Source organism: Bacteroides sp. D22 (assembly GCF_000163675.1).
Taxonomy (GTDB): Bacteria; Bacteroidota; Bacteroidia; order Bacteroidales; family Bacteroidaceae; genus Bacteroides; species Bacteroides xylanisolvens.
In genome coordinates, this window is record NZ_GG774810.1 from 133,272 (window position 1) to 155,128 (window position 21,857).

Consider the following 21,857-nt stretch of genomic DNA (forward strand, 5'->3'; position numbering starts at 1 on the left):
AGTCTTTTTACTTCCTGATTTCTTAGCGTACTCTGTGGTGAATTTACTTTTCTATTAATTCAAAATCCAATTGTTTCTTTTCCAGATTGGCACGAGCTACCCGAACAGTAATAGCGTCTCCCAAACTGTATATTTTGTTTTTGCGGCGTCCGCGAAGACAATAGTTCTTCTCGTCGAATTCGTAGTAGTCATCATCCAGATCACGAACAGGGACCAGACCTTCACATTTGTTTTCGTTCAATTCTACATAAAGTCCCCACTCGGTTACGCCGGAGATTACACCGTCGTAAATCTGCCCCAGACGTTCGCTCATAAATTCCACCTGTTTATATTTGATGGAAGCACGTTCGGCATTGGCTGCAATTTGTTCCATGTTCGAGCTGTGGTCGCAGAGGTCTTCGTACTTAGCTTCGGATACGCTGCGTCCTCCGTCCATATACTTCGTCACCAAACGGTGTACCATCATGTCCGGGAAACGGCGGATGGGAGAAGTAAAGTGAGTGTAATATTCGAAAGCTAGTCCGTAGTGACCGATGTTATGGGTTGAGTAACGTGCTTTTTGCATGGCGCGGATGGATACGGTTTCTATCAGGTTCTCTTCTTTCTTTCCGTGTATGTCGTCCAATAAATGGTTGATGGATTTTGAAATATCAGTCTTCGTTCCGCTTGTACGCACTTTGTAGCCGAAGCGTGCGATGAACTGTGACAAGTTCTCCAACTTCTCCGGATCGGGTAGGTCGTGGATACGGTAAGGAAGCACTTTGGCTTTCTTGTTCTTCGGCACACATCCTATCTTTTCTGCTACGGTCTTGTTAGCGAGCAACATGAATTCTTCCACTAGTTTATTGGCATCTTTTGACTCCTTGAAGTAAACGCTGATTGGTTTTCCTTTTTCGTCAATTTCGAACTTCACTTCGTAGCGGTCGAAGTTGATAGCTCCTGCAGAGAAGCGTTTTTCGCGCAGTGCTTTGGCAATCGTATCTAATGTGAGTACTTCTTCTTTGAAGTCTCCTTCTTTTGTTTCTATGATTTGTTGTGCCTCTTCGTAGGTGAAGCGACGGTCGGAGTTGATAACCGTATGTACGATGCGTGAGTCTCTGACTTCTCCTTTTTCCGTAATATCGAAGATAACGGAGAAAGCTAGTTTTTCTTCGTTCGGGCGGAGTGAACAAATGAAGTTACACAGCCGTTCGGGAAGCATCGGGATGGTACGGTCTACCAGATAAACGGAAGTTGCCCGCTTTTCTGCTTCCTTGTCGATGATGCTGCCTTCTTTTACGTAATGTGTCACGTCGGCAATGTGTACACCTACTTCCCATAATCCGTCCTTTAGCTTGCGGATGGAAAGTGCATCGTCAAAATCTTTGGCATCTTTCGGGTCGATGGTGAAAGTTGTTACCTTACGGAAATCTTCGCGTTTGGCAATCTCTTCTGCTGAAATCTCGGCAGGAATCTTATCTGCTGCTGTCTCTACTGCTTTTGGATATACATACGGCAGACCGAACTCTGCAAGAATTGCGTGCATCTCTGTGGTATTGTCGCCAGCCTGACCTAATATATCTATTACTTGTCCGATAGGATTCTTTGCCTTGTCCGGCCATTCGGTTACTTTCACAATGGCTTTATCTCCGGTCTTTCCGCCTTTCAGCTTATCTTTTGGGATGAAAATATCATTGGCTAATGTACGGTTCTCTGTCACCAGGAATGCGTATGACTTAGCTACTTCCAGTGTGCCGACGAATGTATCGTTGGCGCGTTCCAATATTTCGATGACTTCTCCTTCGGCCTCTCTGTTCTTCCGTTTGGCATAGAAGGTGATCTTTACCTTATCGTTATTCATCGCATGTGCGGAATTACGTTCGGCCACGAATATCGGGTCGCCCCCTTCTTCAGGAATAAACGAGTTCTTACCGTTGCTCTTCCGTTGGAAAGTACCTGTCATCTCCGTTCCGTGACTGTTCAGGCGGAACTTTCCTTTTTCTATTTCACTGATATAATCGTCAGCTAAAAGGTCATGTAATATATCGACGCATAACATTTTTTGCGGATGGGTAGTGAGACGCAGTTCCGAAAATATATATTTCATACTCAAGGTCTCGCTGGATTTGGCATGGAAAAAGTCTATTAATAGTGCTGCCAGCTCTTTCTTACTCATTCTCTTGCCGGCCTTTTTCTCTTTCTTTTCTTTCTTTTTTGCCATAATGTAGTCTTTTAAAATATCTAGTTACAAAGATATATAATAAAATGGAAGAACATTCAGAATTTGTTTTATTTCGTGATATTGGATATCGACTAATTATATGTTTGAGTGAGTTGGTAACTAGGTGTAAAAAGATATATTAAAAGGGAAGCATATCTCTCGACATACTTCCCTTATCTTTAAGAGAGAATTTATTAATTCTGTAATGAACTAATTGATAAATGTTTATCTACAATATAGTTAATCTTTTACGCAACGTACTGAAAGGCCACGTTTTACTTGTATTCCTCCTTTATCAGAAGAATAACCTAACCCATAACTCATATTACTGAAATATACAGTTCCTGCTCCGTAAGTAGCTTGGTCTGTGCTCCAAAAGTCTGTTCTACTCTGTGACTTAGGCATTTCAAAACTTCCGCTCTGATAACATTGTCCGGCAGGTATAACATTAAAGCCATAGGTGTCACGTGGACCTTTAGCGAGATCAGGATTTTCATCTATCATGCCGGATTCTCCCCAACCGTCAGCATCCAGTTTTCCTGTCAATGCTGACCAGACGTTTTTGCAGTCTTTATCGGAGTATTTATTTCCTTCATCATCTGTCCATACATTACCTTCAACTGGTGCTAATTCATCTGCAACAAAATTTTCTAGTTTTTTCCACTCTGCTTTGCTGGGTAGATGCCATCCGTTAGGACAGATTCCTTGAATACCACTTGGTATGGCATCCGCATTTCCACCGGTTGCGTTCTTTTGGTTCATAGCGGCATACCAATTATACAAGACTCCGTATGTCTTGTATTCTTTCGTGGCTTTAGCTGCATTTACATCTTTGCCATCATAGTTGAAAACAAAATAGAGCGGATCTCCATCACTGGTAGCGGCATCTTCCGGTTTGCTAACTGATGGTAAATAAGCCAAGTTCTCTGCCATCCATATTTGTTCACCAATTGTAACAATTTTGTATTCATGATTATCCCGTGGGTCAATCATCTTTCCTTCTTCCGGTTCTGGGGTTGGTTCGGTCTTTTTTAGTGTGACATTTACTTCACTTGTCGCCATGGCACCTTGATCGCCTTTGACGGTCAGTTCAATTTTTAGTGCTCCTACGGCTTGACTGGCTTCGAATGTGTATTCATAACTAAATGGAACAGAAGTTACTTCTGAAATTTGTTTGTCTCCGATTTTAAGAGTAACATTCGATATTTGACCAATGTCAACAGTTGCTTCTCCTTTGATTGTCATCTTTTCAGCTATGTCTATCGTTGCTCCTTCAGTAGGAGAAGATATGGCACATGTTACATGTTGTTCTGGAGCGGGATCATTGTTGTCATCACCGCAAGCCGTTAGTCCTAAGACTAAAAATAAAAGGAATCCTAACTTCTTCATAATTGTATTTTTATTTAGTGAGTAATAATATATGGTTAATCTTTGATACAACGAACGGGGAGTCCTACTCCCGGATTAAATTCTGCATTGGTTACAAATGTGTGGAGGTCTGACCACATACGTACGGTAATACCAAATTCTGGTCCCATTTGTACTCCCGCTGTCGAACTCCACCAACCCGCACTGTAGGCTGAATGCATCCAATCTTCGTCGCCTGCACAAGCACGGAAACCTATAGGCAGACCATTGAATAAGGTTGCATTATTCTTTTCCATCTCAACTCCAACCCAGGTTGGCTGTGGTTCTATTTCTGTGTATTCCGGCATCATCCACATCGTTGTTGAAGCTAGAGCCTTTGCTAGGGCTGTTTCATCTACTTGACCATCATTCATAATTGCTGCCATTCCGGAATCTAATACATATTGAGATAATTTTTGCCATTCTTTTTGAGAAGGAATATGCCATCCATCAGGACAAACTCCTTTTATTATACGTGTTTCATCGGGACCTAAAGCCGTTTCGTTTTGTAGAGCAGCAGGTAGGTTGTAATAGGCTCCATATGCATTCAGGAAACCTTTTCCAAGTTCTGTTTTTGCATCATTATCAAACATTACGTAATATCTTGGTTCGGTTGAGGACACATCAAACTGTTGCTCTGGTAGATAGCGTAAATTTTCTGCCATCCATAACTGGTCTGCAAGTTGTACGGTTTTGTATGTATTTCCATCACGGGTATCGGTTAGCACTTCTCCATATTGAGGGGGAGCAGGCCTGTTTCCTTGTTCTGTTGTCACTGTAATAGTTGCCAAGGCACTACCTTCGTGATCTCCTTTAACTGCTAACTCAATTTTCAGTTCTCCCGGTTCGGCATCTTTGGAGAAGGTATACTCATAATAGAATGGAACTGAAGTGATGTCAGTGATAATCTCTTCCCCGACTTTCAGTTCTGCAGAAATGATTTTACCATAGTTTGTAGTCCCTTCTCCTCTGATAATCAGTTTGTCTGACATAATAACGGTTGCGCCATCAGTTGGCATAAATATCTCACAGCTTACCTGTTGGTCCGGAAGTATTTCTCCTCCTCCGCCTGCTGTGCTATTGTCATCTTTACAGCTTGCACCAAGTAATCCTAATGCCACAATAAAGCTAGTTAATAGTATCTTTTTCATATGTTATTGGATTATGTCTTCTTTAAATAGAATACAGTTAATAAAAATGGACAGATTGTCTATAACCTTCTGCAGTTCTGCATCTTCATATACCCGGAAAACAAAACCGAAAGGATCACTTTCTTTTATTCCGGAAAAAGCGAAAACGAATGTTCCGTCTGTTAACATTACGGGGCCTAATGAGATTGTTACAGAAGGATCTTTTACATAATATAGGTCAGAGCTAAGAATTTCGAATGAGAGATATAAATTGTCCTCGAAGACTCCTAGGTTTTGACCGGCCCCAAAAGCCAGGCAATTGTCTATGGCTTTTGCTTTCAGTTTGTAAGGCAATCCGGTTAGAATGTTTGAAAGCAGGTATGTTCCGTCTTCCTGTTTCTCAATGGTGACATCTTTCAAACCGTAATTCATTTGCCCGTCTGAAAACATGCCTTGCCATGTTCCGGTAAGTTCGTCAACATCATATTGTATTACCTGATAAGAAGCCGATCTGTCTTTTGCTGCCACATTGACAATAGCTCCTCTCATTTTTCCGGAGGTATTTTCTTTTACCTTGAAATTTATTCCCTTCGCATTCTGTTCAAATGACAACCATTCTTGAGCTTCTGCGGGTATGTCTATTGTATAATCGAAAGAACTTTGTAGTTTTATTGGCAGAGTAGCTGCTTTATTGTCGGTACGGAGCATCCATTCGTCTTTGCCGAAGATGAAAACAGCTCCGGATTGATTGATGTTGAATGCTTCTGTCTCTACTCCGTTACTGATTGTCAATAAAGCATTTCTACCGGAGTACCCGGTATTTTCTTTTACTTCGAATACCACTTCATTAGGATTTACTTCTTTCAGCACACACCAATCGACGTCAACATCTGCTGTTATATTTCCTGTTGACTGAAGTTGTATGTATCCTTTTCCGCCGGTAGCTTGGAAATTAGTATTTACAGCTTTGATTTCTAACTTGGATTCGCTGCTTTCCGTATCATTGCATCCCGCTATTGCTACGCTGCAAAGTACAAATAAGAATATATTAAAAAGCTTTCTCATAATCGTATTAATTACTTTCGTTTTCTTTTACCATTAAGATTGAGTTATACCAGCTCCAGTAACCCATTAGTCCGGAGGTTGAATATTCATCAGATGAATAAGCCCAGATTATCAATGATGTAATTTCCTGGCTTGCTTTATCCGCAAAGTAAAAAGTGAAAGGGTTGCTGTTTGTCGTCACATTTACCAATCCGTTGCGTAGGCGTGATGGCAGACTTAATTCTGTGTGGGCATAGCCTTCCACACCTGCCGCGCACGCAAAGTAATAAGACGATGAAGAAGTCGAACTTATACTTTGTGAATCTAAAACTAGTTTTCCGCTGGCTTTGTCATACTGGAGGGTGAAGTTGAATCCGCCAATACTTTTCAGTGTATAACTTTCTCCTCTGACTTTAGGAGAGATGGTTACAGATTGCGAAGTTGGCCCTTCGTCATAATCGTCAATCGTTGCAGTGTAGGTACCGATATAGTCTTCATATTGTAGATAGTTTTCGGGATAATATTCTTTAAGTACGATGTCAGTTGCTCCTGCGTCGGTACAAACAAATAGTCTGGACTTTCTATCCCATTTGAAGTTCTGGACTTCAAGTCCGTTGACATTGTACGGGGATTGTAACTTTAATCCTTTTTCTGTGTAGATATAGGGTAAACTTCTTGCACTACTATAATCGGCGCTGTAAGCGGAGAATGTAGCCATTGTGCCATTGTTGCGTATAAAGTAATTCAGTACTTGTCCGCCTTTCTCCATGCGGTATGTATTTAGAAAAGCATCTTTCTCAATGTTAATGATATCTTCAATCTGAATACGCCATGGTATATCTTTGGGCATAGGCGTCATCTCCATTATGTTTTTGTATTTTTTTCCTTGCAGAATTACTTTGTCGGGAGTTGCGCTCATTATAATAAACTCGTAATCCCCTCCTAGGTTCATGTTCAGGCCTAAAGGACCTGAAAACATATGGATCAGTGGGTTGTATGAGTCGAAAGTGAGCATTGTGCTTTGTTCCGATTTTACTTGATACAGAGAGGTTATTATAGTTCCCGGTTTATAGCTTTCTGCGCCTGTTTCCGAAGCCATTTCTACCTGCTTCCCGTCAAATTTCATTAGTAAAGTGATTGCACCTGCAGAATAGTTGCTTCCTATGTAATATTCCAGTTTCCAGCCGTTCGGCACATCTTTAAGAATCTCCTGGCATTTGATTACATCGGCTGTGGCTCTATTGGCAGATGATTCGTCGAATATTTCTTCTTCGGAGAAAAGACAAGATTGCAAAACAATGCAGGCCAATGCCAGAAGTGTGTATATGGATAGATATTTCTTCATAATTTTCATATTTTATTCAATAATACTTAAGTCTACATAGCCGTTTGCTATGTCATCCTGGCGTCGTAGAACAATCTCGCGTAATTCGTCCAGATTGATTCCCCAGGTTTGTTCCATATAACTATAGACTATTTCGAATTTCTGCTTTATGAGTGTACGGCCGTTTTCACCGGCATTTTGCAGCATGTTATTCCAGTAGTCTTTGGTATTTGTGACATACACTGCGATGTTCTCCACAAAATCTTCACGTGATTCACTCATTGCATAAGGAGTGACAAATCCTTGTTGCCATGCATTGCGGTCGGCTCCCACCATATACCAGTCGCTACCGATGTAGGCATTTTCCGTAATACGGTCAAAGGCCGGATCATAGTTTTTAGTTTGATGCAGAATATGTGCGAACTCATGGTGCATTGTCTGGAAATAGTAGTCGTTTAACAGGTTAATATCTATTTGGTCGGGATTGATGTCATTTACATTGTATAATGTAATTTTCATGCCGCCTTCAGCTGTTCCTAATACCATAGTTCCATTGTCTTCATAGGCGGGGGAACCGATAAAGTGGATTGTCTTAGGAATATATTGGCGTAAGAAGTTCGGATTGCCTGTTGCTTCATCGTATGCTTCCAGCCACACATGTTTGATAATTTTAGCCAGTACCACAGACTTTTTGTATTCGGCAGGTGCTAATATGTGTGTCATGTCGCTCTCGTTATCTTCCATGCGATATTTTAATGCAATGTTGTATGGATGGGTATAATTGCCTAATATCCACTTGTCGAATGGGTTACGATCTACTTCTTCTGTGGAGAAAATGCTGTTTGCTTTGTCTACGTCTTCGTCATTGTTGCAAGCACCCAGTCCACAGGTCAATGTCATGATTAAACTGTATATGATGTATTTCTTCATATTTTTTTCCTCCTAAAGTTATTTAGTCATTTCTTGGATTTGGTTGCATACCTGCTGTAATGACACTGGCCGGTAGCTGAATTGCACGTCTGGGGTCATTCGTGTCCATCTTGTCAGTGATATTCACCAAGGTATAACCTTCATAATAGCGGCGGTAGATTATAATGCCATAGCGTTTTATATCTTGCCATCTAAGCCCCTCTTCTAAGGTTAGCAGACGTCTTGCATGTAGAATACAATGTATTAGATTCTCCTGCATTCCTTTTTCTACTACAAAATCCGGATGCAATTCCTTTTTTACTGTCGGAGCTTCCGGTGTGTAATATTTTAGTCGGGCATAAAAATCATTGATTGTCTCCTTGGTCAAAGTTTGGGTGTTTTTTGTAAAGGCTTTCTGCCAGGCATCTATATCAGCGGCAGCTTCGTCATAACGTTTTAGTAACGTGTAGGCTTCAGCTCGGCAAAGCAATGCTTCGTCGGTGGTAAAAGCAGGATACAGCATGTAGCCGATCCAACTGTTGCCCGACGTGAATTGCTGATAGATAACTAAGCGGCGGAATCCGTTCTTTATAGAGCCACCGGGTGAAAATGGGATCTGATGATAACTTGACTGATCTCCCCATGGACCTTCGGATTTACAACTTTCCGAAGCAGTAATATTGTTCATGCAATACCTTTCGCAGTTGGCATAACCCGGATCGGAAACCAATGGCCAATATGAAGCTGCTGATATTACCATTAGATTGGCACGGTTATCTGCATCTACATAAGCGTTCGGCTGTATATTCTTGTTGGGAGATAAAGCTCCTAATGCAGCCCAGTCACGTAAATATTGGGACGCATTATTACCGAGTACTATATTGGCATAATTGATAACTTTCTGACAGTTGGAAAAATCCGGTTGTGTATAATATAGATAAAAGCGGGCTGCAAATGCATAAGCGGCCTTCTTATTAAAATGATATTTTACCCGTGAGTAAATATTGTCATCAATTAAAGGCAGTCCTTCTTCTAAATCGGCTGCAATATTTTCGTATACTTCAGCAACTGTTCCGCGTGAGTATTGTGGATTTACAGATGTTTCCGGTTCTTTTATGTAAGGTATACCCAAGTCTTTGTCTCCATTTGTACCATACGCTTTGCAGAATGTGGTAGCTAATACAAAATGATTGTATGCACGGCATATCAAAGCTTCGCCTTTTTGGGCTGATAATGATTGAGGATTTCCCATCTGCTCAATAGCCGCCAAGGCTTGGTTGGCTGATGCAATCGAGTTATAACAGTCATTCCATAAAGCATGAGGAGAGTCCTGATTTTCTTCAGTCGTTTGTTGCCAACGGTACAAATGTTCGTTTAATCGGAAAAGGTAGCTGTATGCTCTGCTATTTTCATCGATATTGTCACTGTAGAATTCGCCTATATGACAGTTGGTGGTCATTGGGTATGCAGATACCAATACTTTGGTAATACTTTCTTCAGTAGTCAATTCGGTTCGGTTATCCGGCATTTCATCTAAAAAGTCACTACAGGAAGTTGTTCCCAAGCATAGAGCTGAAATGAGTGTTGTATATAAGACGTTTCTGTATTTCATCATTTTTATAATTATCTGAATGGTTAAAATCCTAATCTAAGAGTCAATGTAAACTGACGAGGTACAGGGGAAGCTACTCCACCGGTATTGAAGAATTCCGGGTCCTGTCCGTTGAGTTTTTTATCTGCATAAATCAGGAATAAATTGGTAGCCTGAAGTTTCAAAGATAAATTAGATATCTTTGCTGGTGCAATCCATGATTGGGGGAAGTCATAGGACAAGGATATTTCCTTCATACGGATAAAGTCTCCCTTGGCAATTCGTTCTGTAGAATAATTGTAGGCATTATATGCATACATTAAATCTTTATTATCTTCATATTGGCGTTTCGAGATAATAGCGGGGATATTCGTGCGTTTTTCATCACCTGGCACTGTCCAGCGATTCTTGAATTCGCGTGGCATAGAAGATAAGTCACTGTATTGATAGCTGAAACATGGATTCAAACGTACTACATTACCAAATGAATAGGTGATGAATACATTCAGTTTGAATGCTTTATAAGTGAAAATATTACCAAAACTTCCTGTTATGGTAGGATCAGTAGGACCTTCATATTTTAGGTAGTCTATGTTGTCACGTGTCTGAAAATCAATATCGGTACTGGTTATTTTTCCATTGATATTATACATCGGGATACCATTTGAATTTAGGCCGACAAATGGAATGGAAAACAAACCACGTACCGGGTAACCCTGACGGGCAAAACCGTAACCTGAAACTAAATCCATTACGCTGGAACGGGCATTCAGTTCTGTAACTTCATTTTTTGCTTTGGAAAAGATGAAGTCTGTATGCCATGAAAAGTCTTTCGACTGGATATTCTTACTTGAGATGGTGAACTCGATACCATGTGATTTCATGGAAGCTATATTGGCATATTTGTAGATAGAACCGCCTACTCCTTGTGTCGGGGTAATACCAATCAGGTCATAGTTGTTGCGTTTATACCAGTCAATCGAGAAATTGATCCGGTTGTCTAAGAATCCCATGTCGGCACCGATGTTCAACTCATGCTTTTTTTCGTAGGTTAATTCACTGTTTTCAGGATCAGATACATAAAGTCCTGTTTCCTGTCCGCTGGTGAAAGGACGAAATGGTGAATAACTAGTGATTATGGCATGTGAGTTGGTCACATATTCCGGTCCTCTATCGGCTGTTAAAGAGTAGGATGCTTTGAATGTTAAGTGTGACAGTACAGAGCTGAATGTCTTGAAGAAATTTTCTTCATGTACATTCCATGCTCCTGACATATTCCATGTAGGAAGCCAGCGGGAAGAACGGCTTTTTCCCATACGATTGGTGCCTTCATAGCGGAATGTTCCGTTTACTGTATAACGTCCATCATAAGAATAAGTTGCGTTGGCAAAGCCTGCTACACTTCTTGTTGTTGTATGGTTTAATCCATAATAGCTTTCACCGGATTCAATGCCCTTCTTGAAGAATTCATATACATACGATGGTATTTCACCCATTGTATATTGCATTCCCCATCCTTGAAAATAATTTTGCATACGTTTCAAATCATTTACTTCCATACCGGCGAAAAGATTGGTTATATGCTTTTCTGCAAATAAATGATTCCAGGATGCTGTGGCACGGAAGTCTACCCCCAACATACGATAGTCCTTACGCTGGTAAATACCTCCTTCCGGTAGTATACTGATAGGCAAAGCATACGGATTATCCGGATTGGTATACAATAAGTTGTTTTCGTCACGAATGGTAGCGTCGTCCATTCCTGTGCGATAAGCGGTTGCCTGATTCGAGTGATCTTTGATATTGTGTTCTTGTGAAGAAGCCTGATATCTGACTGCTCCTAATGCACTTAGTTCTAACTCCGGAAGTGCTTTCCATTTTATTTCTCCTTGAAACTTAACATCAGCTACATTCAAATCCATATAATTGTTATCCAATTCATGGAGGATATTGAACGGTGCATAGTTGGCTGTATAGTCAACTGTTGGATCTAATGCACGTGATGTATTTAGTGCATACGAATAGGGATTGATGTCAAACTGACGGGTAACTTCTCCACTTGCTGCATTAACCTCTGAACTTAGTGTCCCGGGGGCTTTCTGTTTACGGTAGGAAGCACTGGAGATCAGGTTTATAGATAAATTCTTATATATATTATATGTTGTATTTAAATTAGCAGTATAACGTTTTACTTCACTTTGTTTATACCATCCCGGATCTGACATCGCACTTAATGAAGCATAGAATGAAGACTTTTCAGTTCCGGAAGTGATGCTGACCGAATGGTTTTGTGTAACGTTGTTGGAAAATAAGGTATTGAACCAGTCGGTATTTCTCATTTCCGCTTCGCGCAGGTAAGCATTACGTGCTTCCGGCGTGTTGGCAAGTCCGAATTGTCCTGTAACCGGGTTATATTGATTGATTAATTGATACATACGTCCATATACACCACTATCTTTGGCACGGTAAGTATCGCTGTTATTAAGCCATCCTTTCTGCTCCATCTCTTTGTAGATTCCCATTTGTTCCTGCGAATTCATAATGTTGAATTCTTTATAACTGGGAATCATACGGGTTGTAAATTCACCGGTATAGCTCATTTTGCTAACGCCGGCTTTTCCCTTCTTGGTTGTTACTACAATAACCCCTGCCATGGCTCGTGCGCCATAGATAGAGGTTGCTGATCCGTCTTTCAATATTTGAAAGCTCTCGATATCATCTGAATTCAACCCGGCAATGGCTGAACTGATTAGCGTCTCTGCATCTCCTGAAGATAAGTCATCCGGACCTACGTCAATAGCATCCTCCATGATGACTCCATCTACTACCCATAATGGCTTTGAACTACCGAAAATAGATGTGGCACCGCGTACCCGAATTTTCGGGGCAGTACCAAACGTGCCGGAAACATTTTGTACAGATACGCCTGCGGCGCGTCCTTCAAGTCCACGGCTGATATCAGGCAAACCATCTAGTTTCACTTCATCTGCAGACAATTGTTTGGTCGCTCCTGTAAACAGGCGTTTATCCATTTTTTGCATACCTGTTACTACTACTTCTGATAAAGTTTGTACATCAGGCATTAATGTAACATTCATAGTTGGGGTAGGAGTCAGATCTTGTGGCTTCATTCCTATATAAGAAAATTGTAACAGGGATTTATTGGATACATTTTCTATCGAAAACTTTCCGTCTATGTCTGTTAATACACCGGACTTGCTTCCCTTGATGACAACAGTTGCACCGATGAGAGGCTGTCCGTCATCACCGGAAATTACCACTCCTTTTACATTGAATACTTTCGCTTGTTTGGAAGGACCTTTGGAAGTAATTGTGATAAATTGATCTTCAATATGGTATTCTAGTGGCTTATTGGCTAAGATAATATCGAGAGTCTGCTCTATACTCTTATCTTTGACAGAGCCGGAAACGGTGAATTTCTTGACATCGTCATACGTAAATAGGATTTTGTAGCCGGAGAGTTTTTCCAGACGTTTAAGTACGGACGGCAATCGTTCGTTGCTAATCTCAATCGTGATTTTCTTTTGTGATTGCGTTTGAGCATTAACTTGGTAAGGCTGGAAGCACAATACGCATAGAAAACACACAATAAATAAGTTCCAATTATTTCTCATACGTTTGTTTTTAATAACACTATTTGGATATGTTTATATAACTAATGCGTATGAGAAAAGAAAATGGATACCCCTTTTGCGATTTATTTTTTAATAAAAGTGATATTTTGTTGTTTATTGCATAGATTTGTTATACTTATGCAATAAAAACCTAGTCTATGGTAAGCGTATTGCCTTGCAAGGTGACAGTGACTTTTTTCATTCTATTAAGCAATGAGATTGTATGCTCTAAATCTTTAGTGCGATCGGATATGAAGTGCATTTTATACGTCATTGCTTCTTTGTTTCTGAATTCTATGTTTACATTGTACCAGCGTCCTAAGTTTTGCATAATATCTTTCAATGTAATATTGTCAAAATAGAAATAGCCGTCCTTCCAATAGACGTAAGAGTCTAAGTCTACTTCTGTTAGAACGAAATTTCCATCAGATTGCAGGTGGGCGTCTTCTCCCGGATATAGTCGGGTATATGATCCTCCTTTTGTGTTACTTACTTCTACTTTCCCGTTAATAAGTACTACATGAGTATCTTCGGGAGTATAGCTACGTATATTGAATTCCGTGCCGAGAACGCGGGTTTGGACTGACTTGGTTTTTACAATAAAGGGATGCTTGGCGTCTTTGGCCACCTTGAAATAAGCTTCGCCTTCTAAAGTAACGATACGCTCGTTGCCAATAAAGGCTGTAGGGTAAACAAAATTACTATTAGCATTCAGCCAGACTTCTGTGCCGTCACATAATACCACTTTGAAACTTTCACCTCGTGGTACGGTAAGTACATGTGTCTGTGTAGTTGTTGAGATGACTTGCCTATAATCCAGCTCTTTCTTTTCAGACTTTGCAATGGCGGTTTTAGGCAGGACTTGATTGTTTGACTGCGGTTCGTCTAACACAATTTTTTCTCCATCATCTTTTTGCAAAACAATATGTTGGGGAGTAGTATCAGCAGTGAATACAGTGATTGGTTCGAGTGCAGGGGTTGTCAGGCTATTAATTAAATAGTAACTCCCGAATAGAACGGTAATCATGGCGGCTATTCCGATAGTTATCTTCCAGAGATTGGAACGCATTCGTGTTGAATGTTGTTTTTTCTTAAATCGCTCCAATTCCATTTCTACATTAGGAAGTTCTATTCCTCCTTTTTGTTGCAGAAAAAGGCTACTATCCATGATGTCGCGACAAGCCTGCAGGGTTTCTTCATTTTTAAGCATTTCCTGCAGTTGTTCGACGTTTATTTCTGAAGAGCTCTCCATAATGTCGAGCGCCTTCTCTACAGATTCATCTGTATTATTTATATTGTCAATATCTTTATTCATCACTGTTTGACTGTATCATACTTATTTATATTACGTTTAATCATAAAATAAAGATACCTGATTTATGATTTTTTTGCACATTCTTCACGTATCACTTGTAATGCTTTCACAATATGCTTCCTGACTGCACTGACACTGATATTTAATTCTTCTGCCACTTCCTGATATTTCTTGCGTTGAATATAACATTCTTCTAAAATATGCCTGGTATGTGGAGTCAGTTTTTCCATTGCCTTGCTGATATGCATCATTCTTTCATCCTGCTCCAGATATTCCGTTTCAACATAACTTTTGGTCAGTTCGGAATAGATTTGTACATACTGTTCATGTATATTCTGATGTCGCAGGAAGTCAATGCTTTTGTTGCGAACGTAAATGTATAGATAAGATTTAGCCGTGGCTTTATCTATTTTTGCATAATTGGCCCAAATAAATTCGAAGGCGTCGCTTACGATATCCTTGCTAGCCTCCATATTATTAATCAGGTGAAATGCATAATAATAAAGTTGAGGATAGTACTCTTTAAAAAGAAAATCAAAATCGGCCTTATCTTCCACGTGCTTTAAAAGTGTTGAATAGTAAATAAATCGCGTTGCAAATAAACAAATAATAATTGAGAAAAGCAAAATGGCTTTTATTTTATATTTATCGTATCTTTGTGGCATCATATTTTTTCAATTAATATTCATGTAGGACCTGAAAAGTAATAATGGAGAGTATTTTAATTACAGGCGCGAGTGGTTTTATCGGCAGTTTCATCGTGGAGGAAGCGTTGAAGCGAAAGTTTGGTGTGTGGGCCGGGATTCGTTCTACGAGTAGCAAGCGGTATTTGAAAAACCGGAAAATCCACTTTCTGGAACTGGATTTTGCGCACCCTAATGAACTTCGTGCCCAACTCTTCGGGCATAAAGGCACTTACAACAAATTTGATTATATCATTCATTGTGCCGGTGTTACAAAGTGCCCCGACAAGCACTCTTTTGACTATGTAAATTATCTTCAGACCAAATATTTTATCGATACGTTGAAGGAGCTGAATATGGTTCCGAAACAGTTTATCTATATCAGTACATTGAGTGTGTTCGGACCTGTACGTGAGAAGGACTATACTCCGATAAAGGCGGACGACCCTCCGGTACCCAATACTGCTTATGGATTGAGCAAACTGAAAGCGGAGTTGTATATTCAGAGTATGCCCGGTTTCCCTTATGTCATTTATCGTCCTACAGGAGTCTATGGACCTCGTGAAGCTGATTACTATCTGATAGCAAAGTCTATCCGGAAACACGTTGATTTCTCGGTAGGTTTCCGTCGTCAGGACTTGACTTTTGTGTATGTGAAAGACATTGTGCAGGCTATTTTCCTGGGAATAGAGAAAAAAGTAGTTCGTAAGGCGTATTTCTTGACAGACGGGAAAGTTTATAAAAGCCGTGCCTTTTCGGATTTGATACAAAAAGAATTGGGTAATCCGTTTGTTCTTCACTTGAAATGTCCATTAATTGTGCTAAAAGTTATATCTTTGTTCGCTGAATTCATTGCTACACGTTCCGGGAGGAGCAGTACTCTGAATTCGGATAAATATAAGATAATGAAACAACGCAACTGGCAATGCGATATAACCCCGGTAATGGATGAACTGGGGTATGTGCCCGAATATGATTTGGAAAAGGGAGTTCGGGAAACCATTGCCTGGTATAAAAATGAAGGATGGCTTTAGACTTATTTAAGCGCATAGAAACCCGGAAAGGGTTGTTTGCTGTGGAAAAGATTACATTGATTTATAATCTGTTGACTTCCATATTGATTCTGTTCCTGTTTCAGCGGATGGATCATCCATGGCACATGTTGCTGGATAGGGCGATGATCGCGGCTATGACTTTTTTATTGATGTATCTTTATCGTCTTGCTCCCTGTAAATTTTCGGCGTTTGTGCGTATTGTCATTCAGATGAGTCTGCTGTCTTACTGGTATCCGGATACTTTCGAGTTCAATCGTTTCTTTCCGAATTTGGATCATGTATTTGCAACTGCCGAACAGTTTATTTTCAATGGTCAGCCTGCTATTTGGTTCTGCCATACGTTTCCACATCTTATAGTCAGCGAGGCATTCAATATGGGATATTTCTTTTATTATCCGATGATGCTGATTGTGGCTCTATTCTATTTCATTTATAAATTTGAGTGGTTCGAAAAGATGTCTTTTGTGCTTGTCACTTCTTTCTTTATTTACTATCTGATTTATATATTCGTTCCTGTTGCAGGTCCTCAATTCTATTTTCCTGCCATTGGTATTGATAATGTATCTAAAGGTATTTTTCCTGCTATCGGTGATTATTTCAATCATAATCAGGAGTTACTTCCCGGACCGGGCTATCAGCACGGATTTTTTTATAGTTTGGTGGAAGGCTCGCAGCAAGTGGGTGAACGTCCTACGGCGGCATTCCCCAGTTCGCATGTAGGCATTTCTACTATTCTGATGATTATGGCTTGGCGTGGCAGCAAGAAGTTGTTTGCCTGTCTTATACCTTTCTATATGTTGCTCTGTGGGGCTACCGTATATATTCAGGCGCATTATGTGATTGATGCCATTGTTGGTTTTTTCTCTGCATTCCTATTGTATGTAGTCGTAACCTGGATGTTTAAAAAGTGGTTTGCGCAGCCGATGTTTAAATAGAAACCAAAGACCTTGACGTTTTAATTAGATCATGTTATTCTTCAGGAACAAGTACAAGCTCCTGAAGAATAGATATAATAGGTGTTGATTTAAATTTCCGGATTTTCTTTGCGTTGGGAAGTGATTTCATCAAATATCCGGAAAAGCTCTTCTTTTGTTTCTGCCCGTAACATCGCAATACGTGTGTTGCGGAAGTTAGGGATTCCTTTGAATAACGGGCTTGCGGCCAGATGACGGCGTACATGCAAAATACCTCTACGCTCATCGAGCAGATTAACGCTGTCTACCACTTCCTGACGAAGTACTTCCATACACCATTCAAAACTAAGTGGAGGTAATTCTTCACCTGTCTCTAAATAGTGTTTTATTTCCTTGAATATCCATGGACGACCGAAGCTGGCGCGACCGATCATTACAGCATCTACTCCATAACGGTCAAAACACTCCTTACAGCGTTGAGGACTGGTCACGTCTCCATTGCCGATAATGGGAATATGAATTCTCGGATTATTCTTCACTTCGCCTATCAGTGTCCAATCCGCCTCTCCGGTATACATTTGTGCGCGGGTACGGCCATGTATGGTCAATGCGGCAATGCCACAATCTTGCAATTGTTCCGCTAATTCTACAATTATTTTATTGTTTGCATCCCATCCCAAACGAGTCTTCACTGTTACAGGTATTTTCACCGCATCTACGACAGCACGGGTGATCTCCAGCATCTTGGGGATATTTTGTAGCATACCTGCTCCAGCACCTTTTCCAGCTACTCTTTTCACGGGACATCCGAAGTTAATATCCAGAATGTCAGGTTGTGCCTGCTCTACAATCTTGGCAGCTTCCACCATTGTCTCTGTATCTTTCCCGTATATCTGGATGGCGACAGGACGTTCTGCATCGCTGATACTTAGTTTCTGCGCAGTCTTGCTGACAGCGCGTATCAGTGCGTCACTCGATACAAATTCGGTGTACACCATATCTGCTCCGAATTTCTTGCACATCAGGCGGAAAGCCGGATCGGTTACATCCTCCATCGGGGCAAGTAAGATGGGGTGTTTTCCTAAATCTATATGGGCTATTTTCATATATGAATCTGCTATTTACTGTTTATGATTGAAGTAACTTCTTGTTTTCGCTGCAAAAATACGGAAAAAAGCCTACCTTTGTACGCATTCATTTGCTTAACTGATACAAATAAGTATATATTCTATGAGTCTTAGTTTGAAAGATTTTGAAATAATGGCTCCTGTGGGTTCGCGCGAATCTCTTGCTGCGGCCATTCAGGCAGGTGCCGATTCTATCTATTTCGGTATAGAAAACCTGAATATGCGTGCCCGTTCGGCTAATACATTCACGATTGATGATTTACGGGAAATAGCCCGTACGTGTGATGAGCACGGGATGAAGAGCTACCTGACGGTCAATACGATTATCTATGATAAAGATATCCCTCTGATGCATACCATTGTCGATGCGGCCAAGGAAGCAGGAATTTCTGCGGTAATTGCAGCTGATGTGGCAGTGATGAATTATGCCCGTCAGATAGGGCAGGAGGTGCATCTTTCCACCCAGTTGAATATCTCCAATGCAGAGGCTTTGAAATTCTACGCGCAATTTGCAGATGTGGTAGTATTGGCCCGTGAGTTGAATCTGGAACAGGTGGCCGAGATTTATCGTCAGATACAGGAAGAACATATTTGTGGTCCGAGCGACGAACAACTTCGTATCGAGATGTTCTGCCATGGTGCGCTTTGTATGGCAGTATCGGGTAAATGCTATCTCTCTTTACATGAGATGAATCATTCGGCCAATCGCGGTGCTTGTATGCAGGTATGTCGTCGTTCTTACACGGTTCGTGATAAGGAAACGGATGTGGAACTGGATATTGATAACGAATATATCATGTCTCCCAAAGACTTGAAGACCATCCATTTTATGAATAAAATGTTGGATGCCGGTGTACGTGTATTCAAGATTGAAGGCCGCGCCCGTGGACCTGAATATGTACGTACGGTGGTTGAATGTTACAAAGAAGCTATCAAGGCTTATTTGGATGGAACATTCACCGATGAAAAGATTGCGGCTTGGGATGAACGCCTGAAAACCGTATTCAACCGTGGCTTCTGGGATGGATATTACTTGGGACAGCGTTTGGGCGAATGGACCAGGAATTATGGTTCGGCAGCTACGGAACGTAAGATTTATGTAGGTAAAGGTATCAAATACTTCTCCAATATCGGAGTTTCCGAATTCTTGGTAGAAGCTGCTGAAGTAAGTGTAGGCGATAAGCTTCTCATTACAGGGCCGACTACCGGTGCCCTATTTATGACTTTGGAAGAAGCCCGTGTTGACTTGGAATCTGTGCAAACAGTGAAAAAGGGACAGCATTTCTCCATGAAATCGGATAAGATACGTCCTAGTGACAAGCTGTATAAACTGGTATCGACCGAAGAATTGAAGAAGTTCAAAGGACTCGATATTGAGCAAAAAAGAGGCTAACTGTTATTTCTCAACTTTTAATTCTCAATTCTCAATTTAAATGAACTATATCTATGAATTGGAAATGAAGGTTCGCGATTACGAATGTGACCTTCAAGGTATTGTCAATAATGCCAATTATCAGCACTATCTGGAACATACCCGTCACGAGTTTCTGACTTCGGTGGGTGTCAGTTTTGCTGCACTTCATGAGCAGGGAGTCGATCCGGTAGTGGCACGTATTAGTATGGCATTCAAGACTCCATTGAAAAGCGGAGATGAGTTTGTATCGAAACTATATATGAAAAAGGAAGGTATCAAATATGTGTTTTATCAGGATATCTTCCGTAAGAATGATAATAAAGTAGTAGTGAAATCCACTGTTGAGACGGTATGTGTGGTAAACGGACGTTTAAGTGACAGCGAATTGTTCGATAATGTCTTTGCGCCCTACCTGAAATGAACAGCTCCGAAGAAGAACAAATGTATAGTATTGCTCTGACAATGGTGCCCGGTATCGGGCACATAGGAGCAAAACATTTGATAGATGGAATGGGTAATGCCGTTGATGTCTTCCGTCTGCGCAAAGAAATACCGGAACGTATTCCAGAAGTAAGTCAACGGGTGATAGAGGCATTGGATTGTCCGCAAGCTGTGATCCGTGCCGAACAGGAATATGAATTTATCCGGAAGAATCGGATCGCCTGTCTGTCCTTTCATGATGAGGCTTATCCTTCCCGTTTGCGGGAATGTGAAGATGCTCCTGTCGTTCTTTTCTTTAAAGGAAATGCTGATCTAAATTCCCTTCATATCCTGAATATGGTAGGAACCCGTAATGCTACTGATTATGGGACACAAATCTGCGCCTCTTTTCTGCGGGATCTGAAAGCAGTTTGTCCTGATGTACTTGTAGTTAGCGGCCTTGCTTATGGAATCGATATTCATGCGCATCGTGAAGCTTTGGCTAATGAATTACCTACGGTAGGTGTTTTAGCTCATGGCTTGGATCGTATTTATCCTTATGTCCATCGGAAAACAGCTGTTGACATGCTTGAAAAAGGGGGATTACTGACCGAATTTCTGTCCGGAACGAATCCCGATCGTCATAACTTTATCAGTCGAAACCGTATTGTTGCCGGCATGTGTGATGCTACCATCGTCATTGAGTCGGCAGAAAAGGGAGGTTCATTGATTACGGCCGAACTTGCTGAAGGTTATCATCGCGATTGTTTCGCTTTCCCAGGTCGCATGAGTGATGAATATTCAAAAGGATGCAATCGGTTGATTAGGGATAATAAAGCATCCCTGTTATTATCTGCCGAGGATTTTGTGCAGGCTATGGGCTGGAATATGCAGACGACTCTTTCGGAAAAGGTAAGTGTGCAACGTAGTCTTTTTATCGAATTGTCTGAAGAAGAGCAGAAGATAGTTGCTATTTTGGAGAAACTGGGAAATCTGCAAATCAATTCTCTTGTGGTAGAAGCAGATATTCCCGTAAATAAGATGACTGCCCTACTGTTTGAACTGGAAATGAAAGGGGTGATTCGTGTATTGGCAGGAGGAATGTACCAATTATTGAATTAACTCACATGAACTAATCTCACATATAGACATAAAAAAAGGAGCAACGCCTTGCTCCAACCTTTGTTAACCTTAAATCTAATACTATGAAAAAAATCACATGACAAATGTAAGTGTTCAACTGATTCTTTCCAAATAATTCTGTTGTATTTGTTTCTCTTTTAAATTCTTTCACTAATTTTTACTGTTATCGGACACGACGTACTTCTAATGGATAAAACATGGCACATTTATGGTAAGTAATGAAAAGAAATGCAAGCCTTCTTGAATATGTTTCATTGTATTTCGAAGGGCTCGTGAAATGAGCACTTAAAATAAGTGCTTTGTTGGTTTAAAAGGAACGCCCCGTTGGTTTAAAACCAAGGCATCGTTCCTTTAAAACCAACGAGGTGTTCCTTTTAAAGGAAAATATATACTTGTATGTTGCTGTGTATTTGTGCTTTACAATTTACGATTTTAGGTTCTCACTAATACCATTATTTACTAGAGTAATAACAATAAAAAATGATGAAATCTTTATTTTAATGATTCAGTCAATATTGCATCTTATATTAATTATTGTAATAGTAA

The 21,857-nt window shown here is 40.5% G+C and carries 16 protein-coding genes; 5 read left to right on the top strand and 11 right to left on the bottom strand.

The features are described from left to right. Nucleotides 1–43 precede the first annotated feature (43 nt). The 10 genes from rnr to HMPREF0106_RS09360 form a co-directional block, all read right to left on the bottom strand. The gene (rnr, locus tag HMPREF0106_RS09405; RefSeq protein WP_008643914.1) at nt 44–2,200 is read right to left on the bottom strand and encodes a ribonuclease R; all 2,157 of its coding nucleotides are present in this window, start codon (nt 2,198–2,200) and stop codon (nt 44–46) included. A gap of 240 nt (nt 2,201–2,440) precedes the next feature. Further along, a complete protein-coding gene (locus HMPREF0106_RS09400; RefSeq protein ID WP_008643920.1) occupies nt 2,441–3,589 on the bottom strand; it encodes an FISUMP domain-containing protein in 1,149 nt (382 codons plus the stop codon). 35 nt (nt 3,590–3,624) lie between these two features. Then, nucleotides 3,625–4,758, bottom strand: coding sequence for a fibrobacter succinogenes major paralogous domain-containing protein (locus HMPREF0106_RS09395; protein WP_008643925.1), 1,134 nt, complete (start codon nt 4,756–4,758; stop codon nt 3,625–3,627). A 3-nt stretch (nt 4,759–4,761) separates the two neighbouring features. Beyond that, the gene (locus tag HMPREF0106_RS09390; RefSeq protein WP_009040340.1) at nt 4,762–5,802 is read right to left on the bottom strand and encodes a BACON domain-containing protein; all 1,041 of its coding nucleotides are present in this window, start codon (nt 5,800–5,802) and stop codon (nt 4,762–4,764) included. A 7-nt stretch (nt 5,803–5,809) separates the two neighbouring features. Next, nucleotides 5,810–7,126: a DUF4302 domain-containing protein gene (locus HMPREF0106_RS09385; RefSeq protein ID WP_009040341.1), complete on the bottom strand. Its 1,317-nt coding sequence runs from the start codon at nt 7,124–7,126 to the stop codon at nt 5,810–5,812. Between the two features lie 12 nt (nt 7,127–7,138). After that, the gene (locus tag HMPREF0106_RS09380) at nt 7,139–8,035 is read right to left on the bottom strand and encodes a putative zinc-binding metallopeptidase (RefSeq protein WP_009040342.1); all 897 of its coding nucleotides are present in this window, start codon (nt 8,033–8,035) and stop codon (nt 7,139–7,141) included. A 22-nt stretch (nt 8,036–8,057) separates the two neighbouring features. Then, a complete protein-coding gene (locus tag HMPREF0106_RS09375) occupies nt 8,058–9,626 on the bottom strand; it encodes a RagB/SusD family nutrient uptake outer membrane protein (RefSeq protein WP_004317017.1) in 1,569 nt (522 codons plus the stop codon). Nucleotides 9,627–9,649: 23 nt separating this feature from the next. Continuing rightward, a complete protein-coding gene (locus HMPREF0106_RS09370; protein ID WP_009040343.1) occupies nt 9,650–13,240 on the bottom strand; it encodes a SusC/RagA family TonB-linked outer membrane protein in 3,591 nt (1,196 codons plus the stop codon). Nucleotides 13,241–13,391: 151 nt separating this feature from the next. Further along, nucleotides 13,392–14,555: a FecR family protein gene (locus HMPREF0106_RS09365; protein WP_009040344.1), complete on the bottom strand. Its 1,164-nt coding sequence runs from the start codon at nt 14,553–14,555 to the stop codon at nt 13,392–13,394. A gap of 62 nt (nt 14,556–14,617) precedes the next feature. Beyond that, entirely contained in the window at nt 14,618–15,220 is a 603-nt protein-coding gene (locus tag HMPREF0106_RS09360; RefSeq protein WP_004317021.1) for an RNA polymerase sigma-70 factor, read from the bottom strand. Between the two features lie 44 nt (nt 15,221–15,264). Here HMPREF0106_RS09360 and HMPREF0106_RS09355 point away from each other — a divergent pair, with 44 nt between their 5' ends. After that, nucleotides 15,265–16,272, top strand: a complete 1,008-nt coding sequence (locus HMPREF0106_RS09355) for an NAD-dependent epimerase/dehydratase family protein (protein WP_009040345.1) — start codon at nt 15,265–15,267, stop codon at nt 16,270–16,272. Further along, nucleotides 16,263–17,228: a phosphatase PAP2 family protein gene (locus HMPREF0106_RS09350; RefSeq protein ID WP_004298541.1), complete on the top strand. Its 966-nt coding sequence runs from the start codon at nt 16,263–16,265 to the stop codon at nt 17,226–17,228. The genes HMPREF0106_RS09355 and HMPREF0106_RS09350 overlap by 10 nt, the downstream gene beginning before the upstream one ends. Nucleotides 17,229–17,317: 89 nt before the next feature. On the opposite strand, the gene dusB is transcribed toward HMPREF0106_RS09350, so the two are convergent. After that, on the bottom strand, nt 17,318–18,313 hold the full coding sequence (gene dusB / locus HMPREF0106_RS09345) for a tRNA dihydrouridine synthase DusB (RefSeq protein WP_009040346.1): 996 nt from the start codon (nt 18,311–18,313) through the stop codon (nt 17,318–17,320). A 124-nt stretch (nt 18,314–18,437) separates the two neighbouring features. Between dusB and HMPREF0106_RS09340 the strand changes: the two genes are divergently transcribed. The 3 genes from HMPREF0106_RS09340 to dprA are packed head-to-tail and all read left to right on the top strand — an operon-like array spanning nt 18,438 to nt 21,290. Then, the gene (locus HMPREF0106_RS09340) at nt 18,438–19,727 is read left to right on the top strand and encodes a peptidase U32 family protein (protein ID WP_009040347.1); all 1,290 of its coding nucleotides are present in this window, start codon (nt 18,438–18,440) and stop codon (nt 19,725–19,727) included. A gap of 40 nt (nt 19,728–19,767) precedes the next feature. Next, nucleotides 19,768–20,169: an acyl-CoA thioesterase gene (locus tag HMPREF0106_RS09335; RefSeq protein WP_007757582.1), complete on the top strand. Its 402-nt coding sequence runs from the start codon at nt 19,768–19,770 to the stop codon at nt 20,167–20,169. Further along, a complete protein-coding gene (gene dprA / locus HMPREF0106_RS09330) occupies nt 20,166–21,290 on the top strand; it encodes a DNA-processing protein DprA (protein ID WP_009040348.1) in 1,125 nt (374 codons plus the stop codon). Before HMPREF0106_RS09335 ends, dprA begins: the two co-directional genes overlap by 4 nt. Nucleotides 21,291–21,857 lie beyond the last annotated feature (567 nt).

Excerpts from the sequence above, each read along its gene's own strand:
- HMPREF0106_RS09360 (WP_004317021.1), bottom strand. The coding sequence starts at position 15,220 with ATGCCACAAAGATACGATAAATATAAAATAAAAGCCATTTTGCTTTTC.
- HMPREF0106_RS09340 (WP_009040347.1), top strand. The coding sequence starts at position 18,438 with ATGAGTCTTAGTTTGAAAGATTTTGAAATAATGGCTCCTGTGGGTTCG.
- HMPREF0106_RS09390 (WP_009040340.1), bottom strand. The coding sequence starts at position 5,802 with ATGAGAAAGCTTTTTAATATATTCTTATTTGTACTTTGCAGCGTAGCA.
- HMPREF0106_RS09395 (WP_008643925.1), bottom strand. The coding sequence starts at position 4,758 with ATGAAAAAGATACTATTAACTAGCTTTATTGTGGCATTAGGATTACTT.
- HMPREF0106_RS09385 (WP_009040341.1), bottom strand. The coding sequence starts at position 7,126 with ATGAAGAAATATCTATCCATATACACACTTCTGGCATTGGCCTGCATT.
- HMPREF0106_RS09400 (WP_008643920.1), bottom strand. The coding sequence starts at position 3,589 with ATGAAGAAGTTAGGATTCCTTTTATTTTTAGTCTTAGGACTAACGGCT.
- HMPREF0106_RS09375 (WP_004317017.1), bottom strand. The coding sequence starts at position 9,626 with ATGAAATACAGAAACGTCTTATATACAACACTCATTTCAGCTCTATGC.
- HMPREF0106_RS09380 (WP_009040342.1), bottom strand. The coding sequence starts at position 8,035 with ATGAAGAAATACATCATATACAGTTTAATCATGACATTGACCTGTGGA.
- dprA (WP_009040348.1), top strand. The coding sequence starts at position 20,166 with ATGAACAGCTCCGAAGAAGAACAAATGTATAGTATTGCTCTGACAATG.
- HMPREF0106_RS09335 (WP_007757582.1), top strand. The coding sequence starts at position 19,768 with ATGAACTATATCTATGAATTGGAAATGAAGGTTCGCGATTACGAATGT.
- HMPREF0106_RS09365 (WP_009040344.1), bottom strand. The coding sequence starts at position 14,555 with ATGAATAAAGATATTGACAATATAAATAATACAGATGAATCTGTAGAG.
- HMPREF0106_RS09350 (WP_004298541.1), top strand. The coding sequence starts at position 16,263 with ATGGCTTTAGACTTATTTAAGCGCATAGAAACCCGGAAAGGGTTGTTT.
- HMPREF0106_RS09370 (WP_009040343.1), bottom strand. The coding sequence starts at position 13,240 with ATGAGAAATAATTGGAACTTATTTATTGTGTGTTTTCTATGCGTATTG.
- dusB (WP_009040346.1), bottom strand. The coding sequence starts at position 18,313 with ATGAAAATAGCCCATATAGATTTAGGAAAACACCCCATCTTACTTGCC.
- rnr (WP_008643914.1), bottom strand. The coding sequence starts at position 2,200 with ATGGCAAAAAAGAAAGAAAAGAAAGAGAAAAAGGCCGGCAAGAGAATG.
- HMPREF0106_RS09355 (WP_009040345.1), top strand. The coding sequence starts at position 15,265 with ATGGAGAGTATTTTAATTACAGGCGCGAGTGGTTTTATCGGCAGTTTC.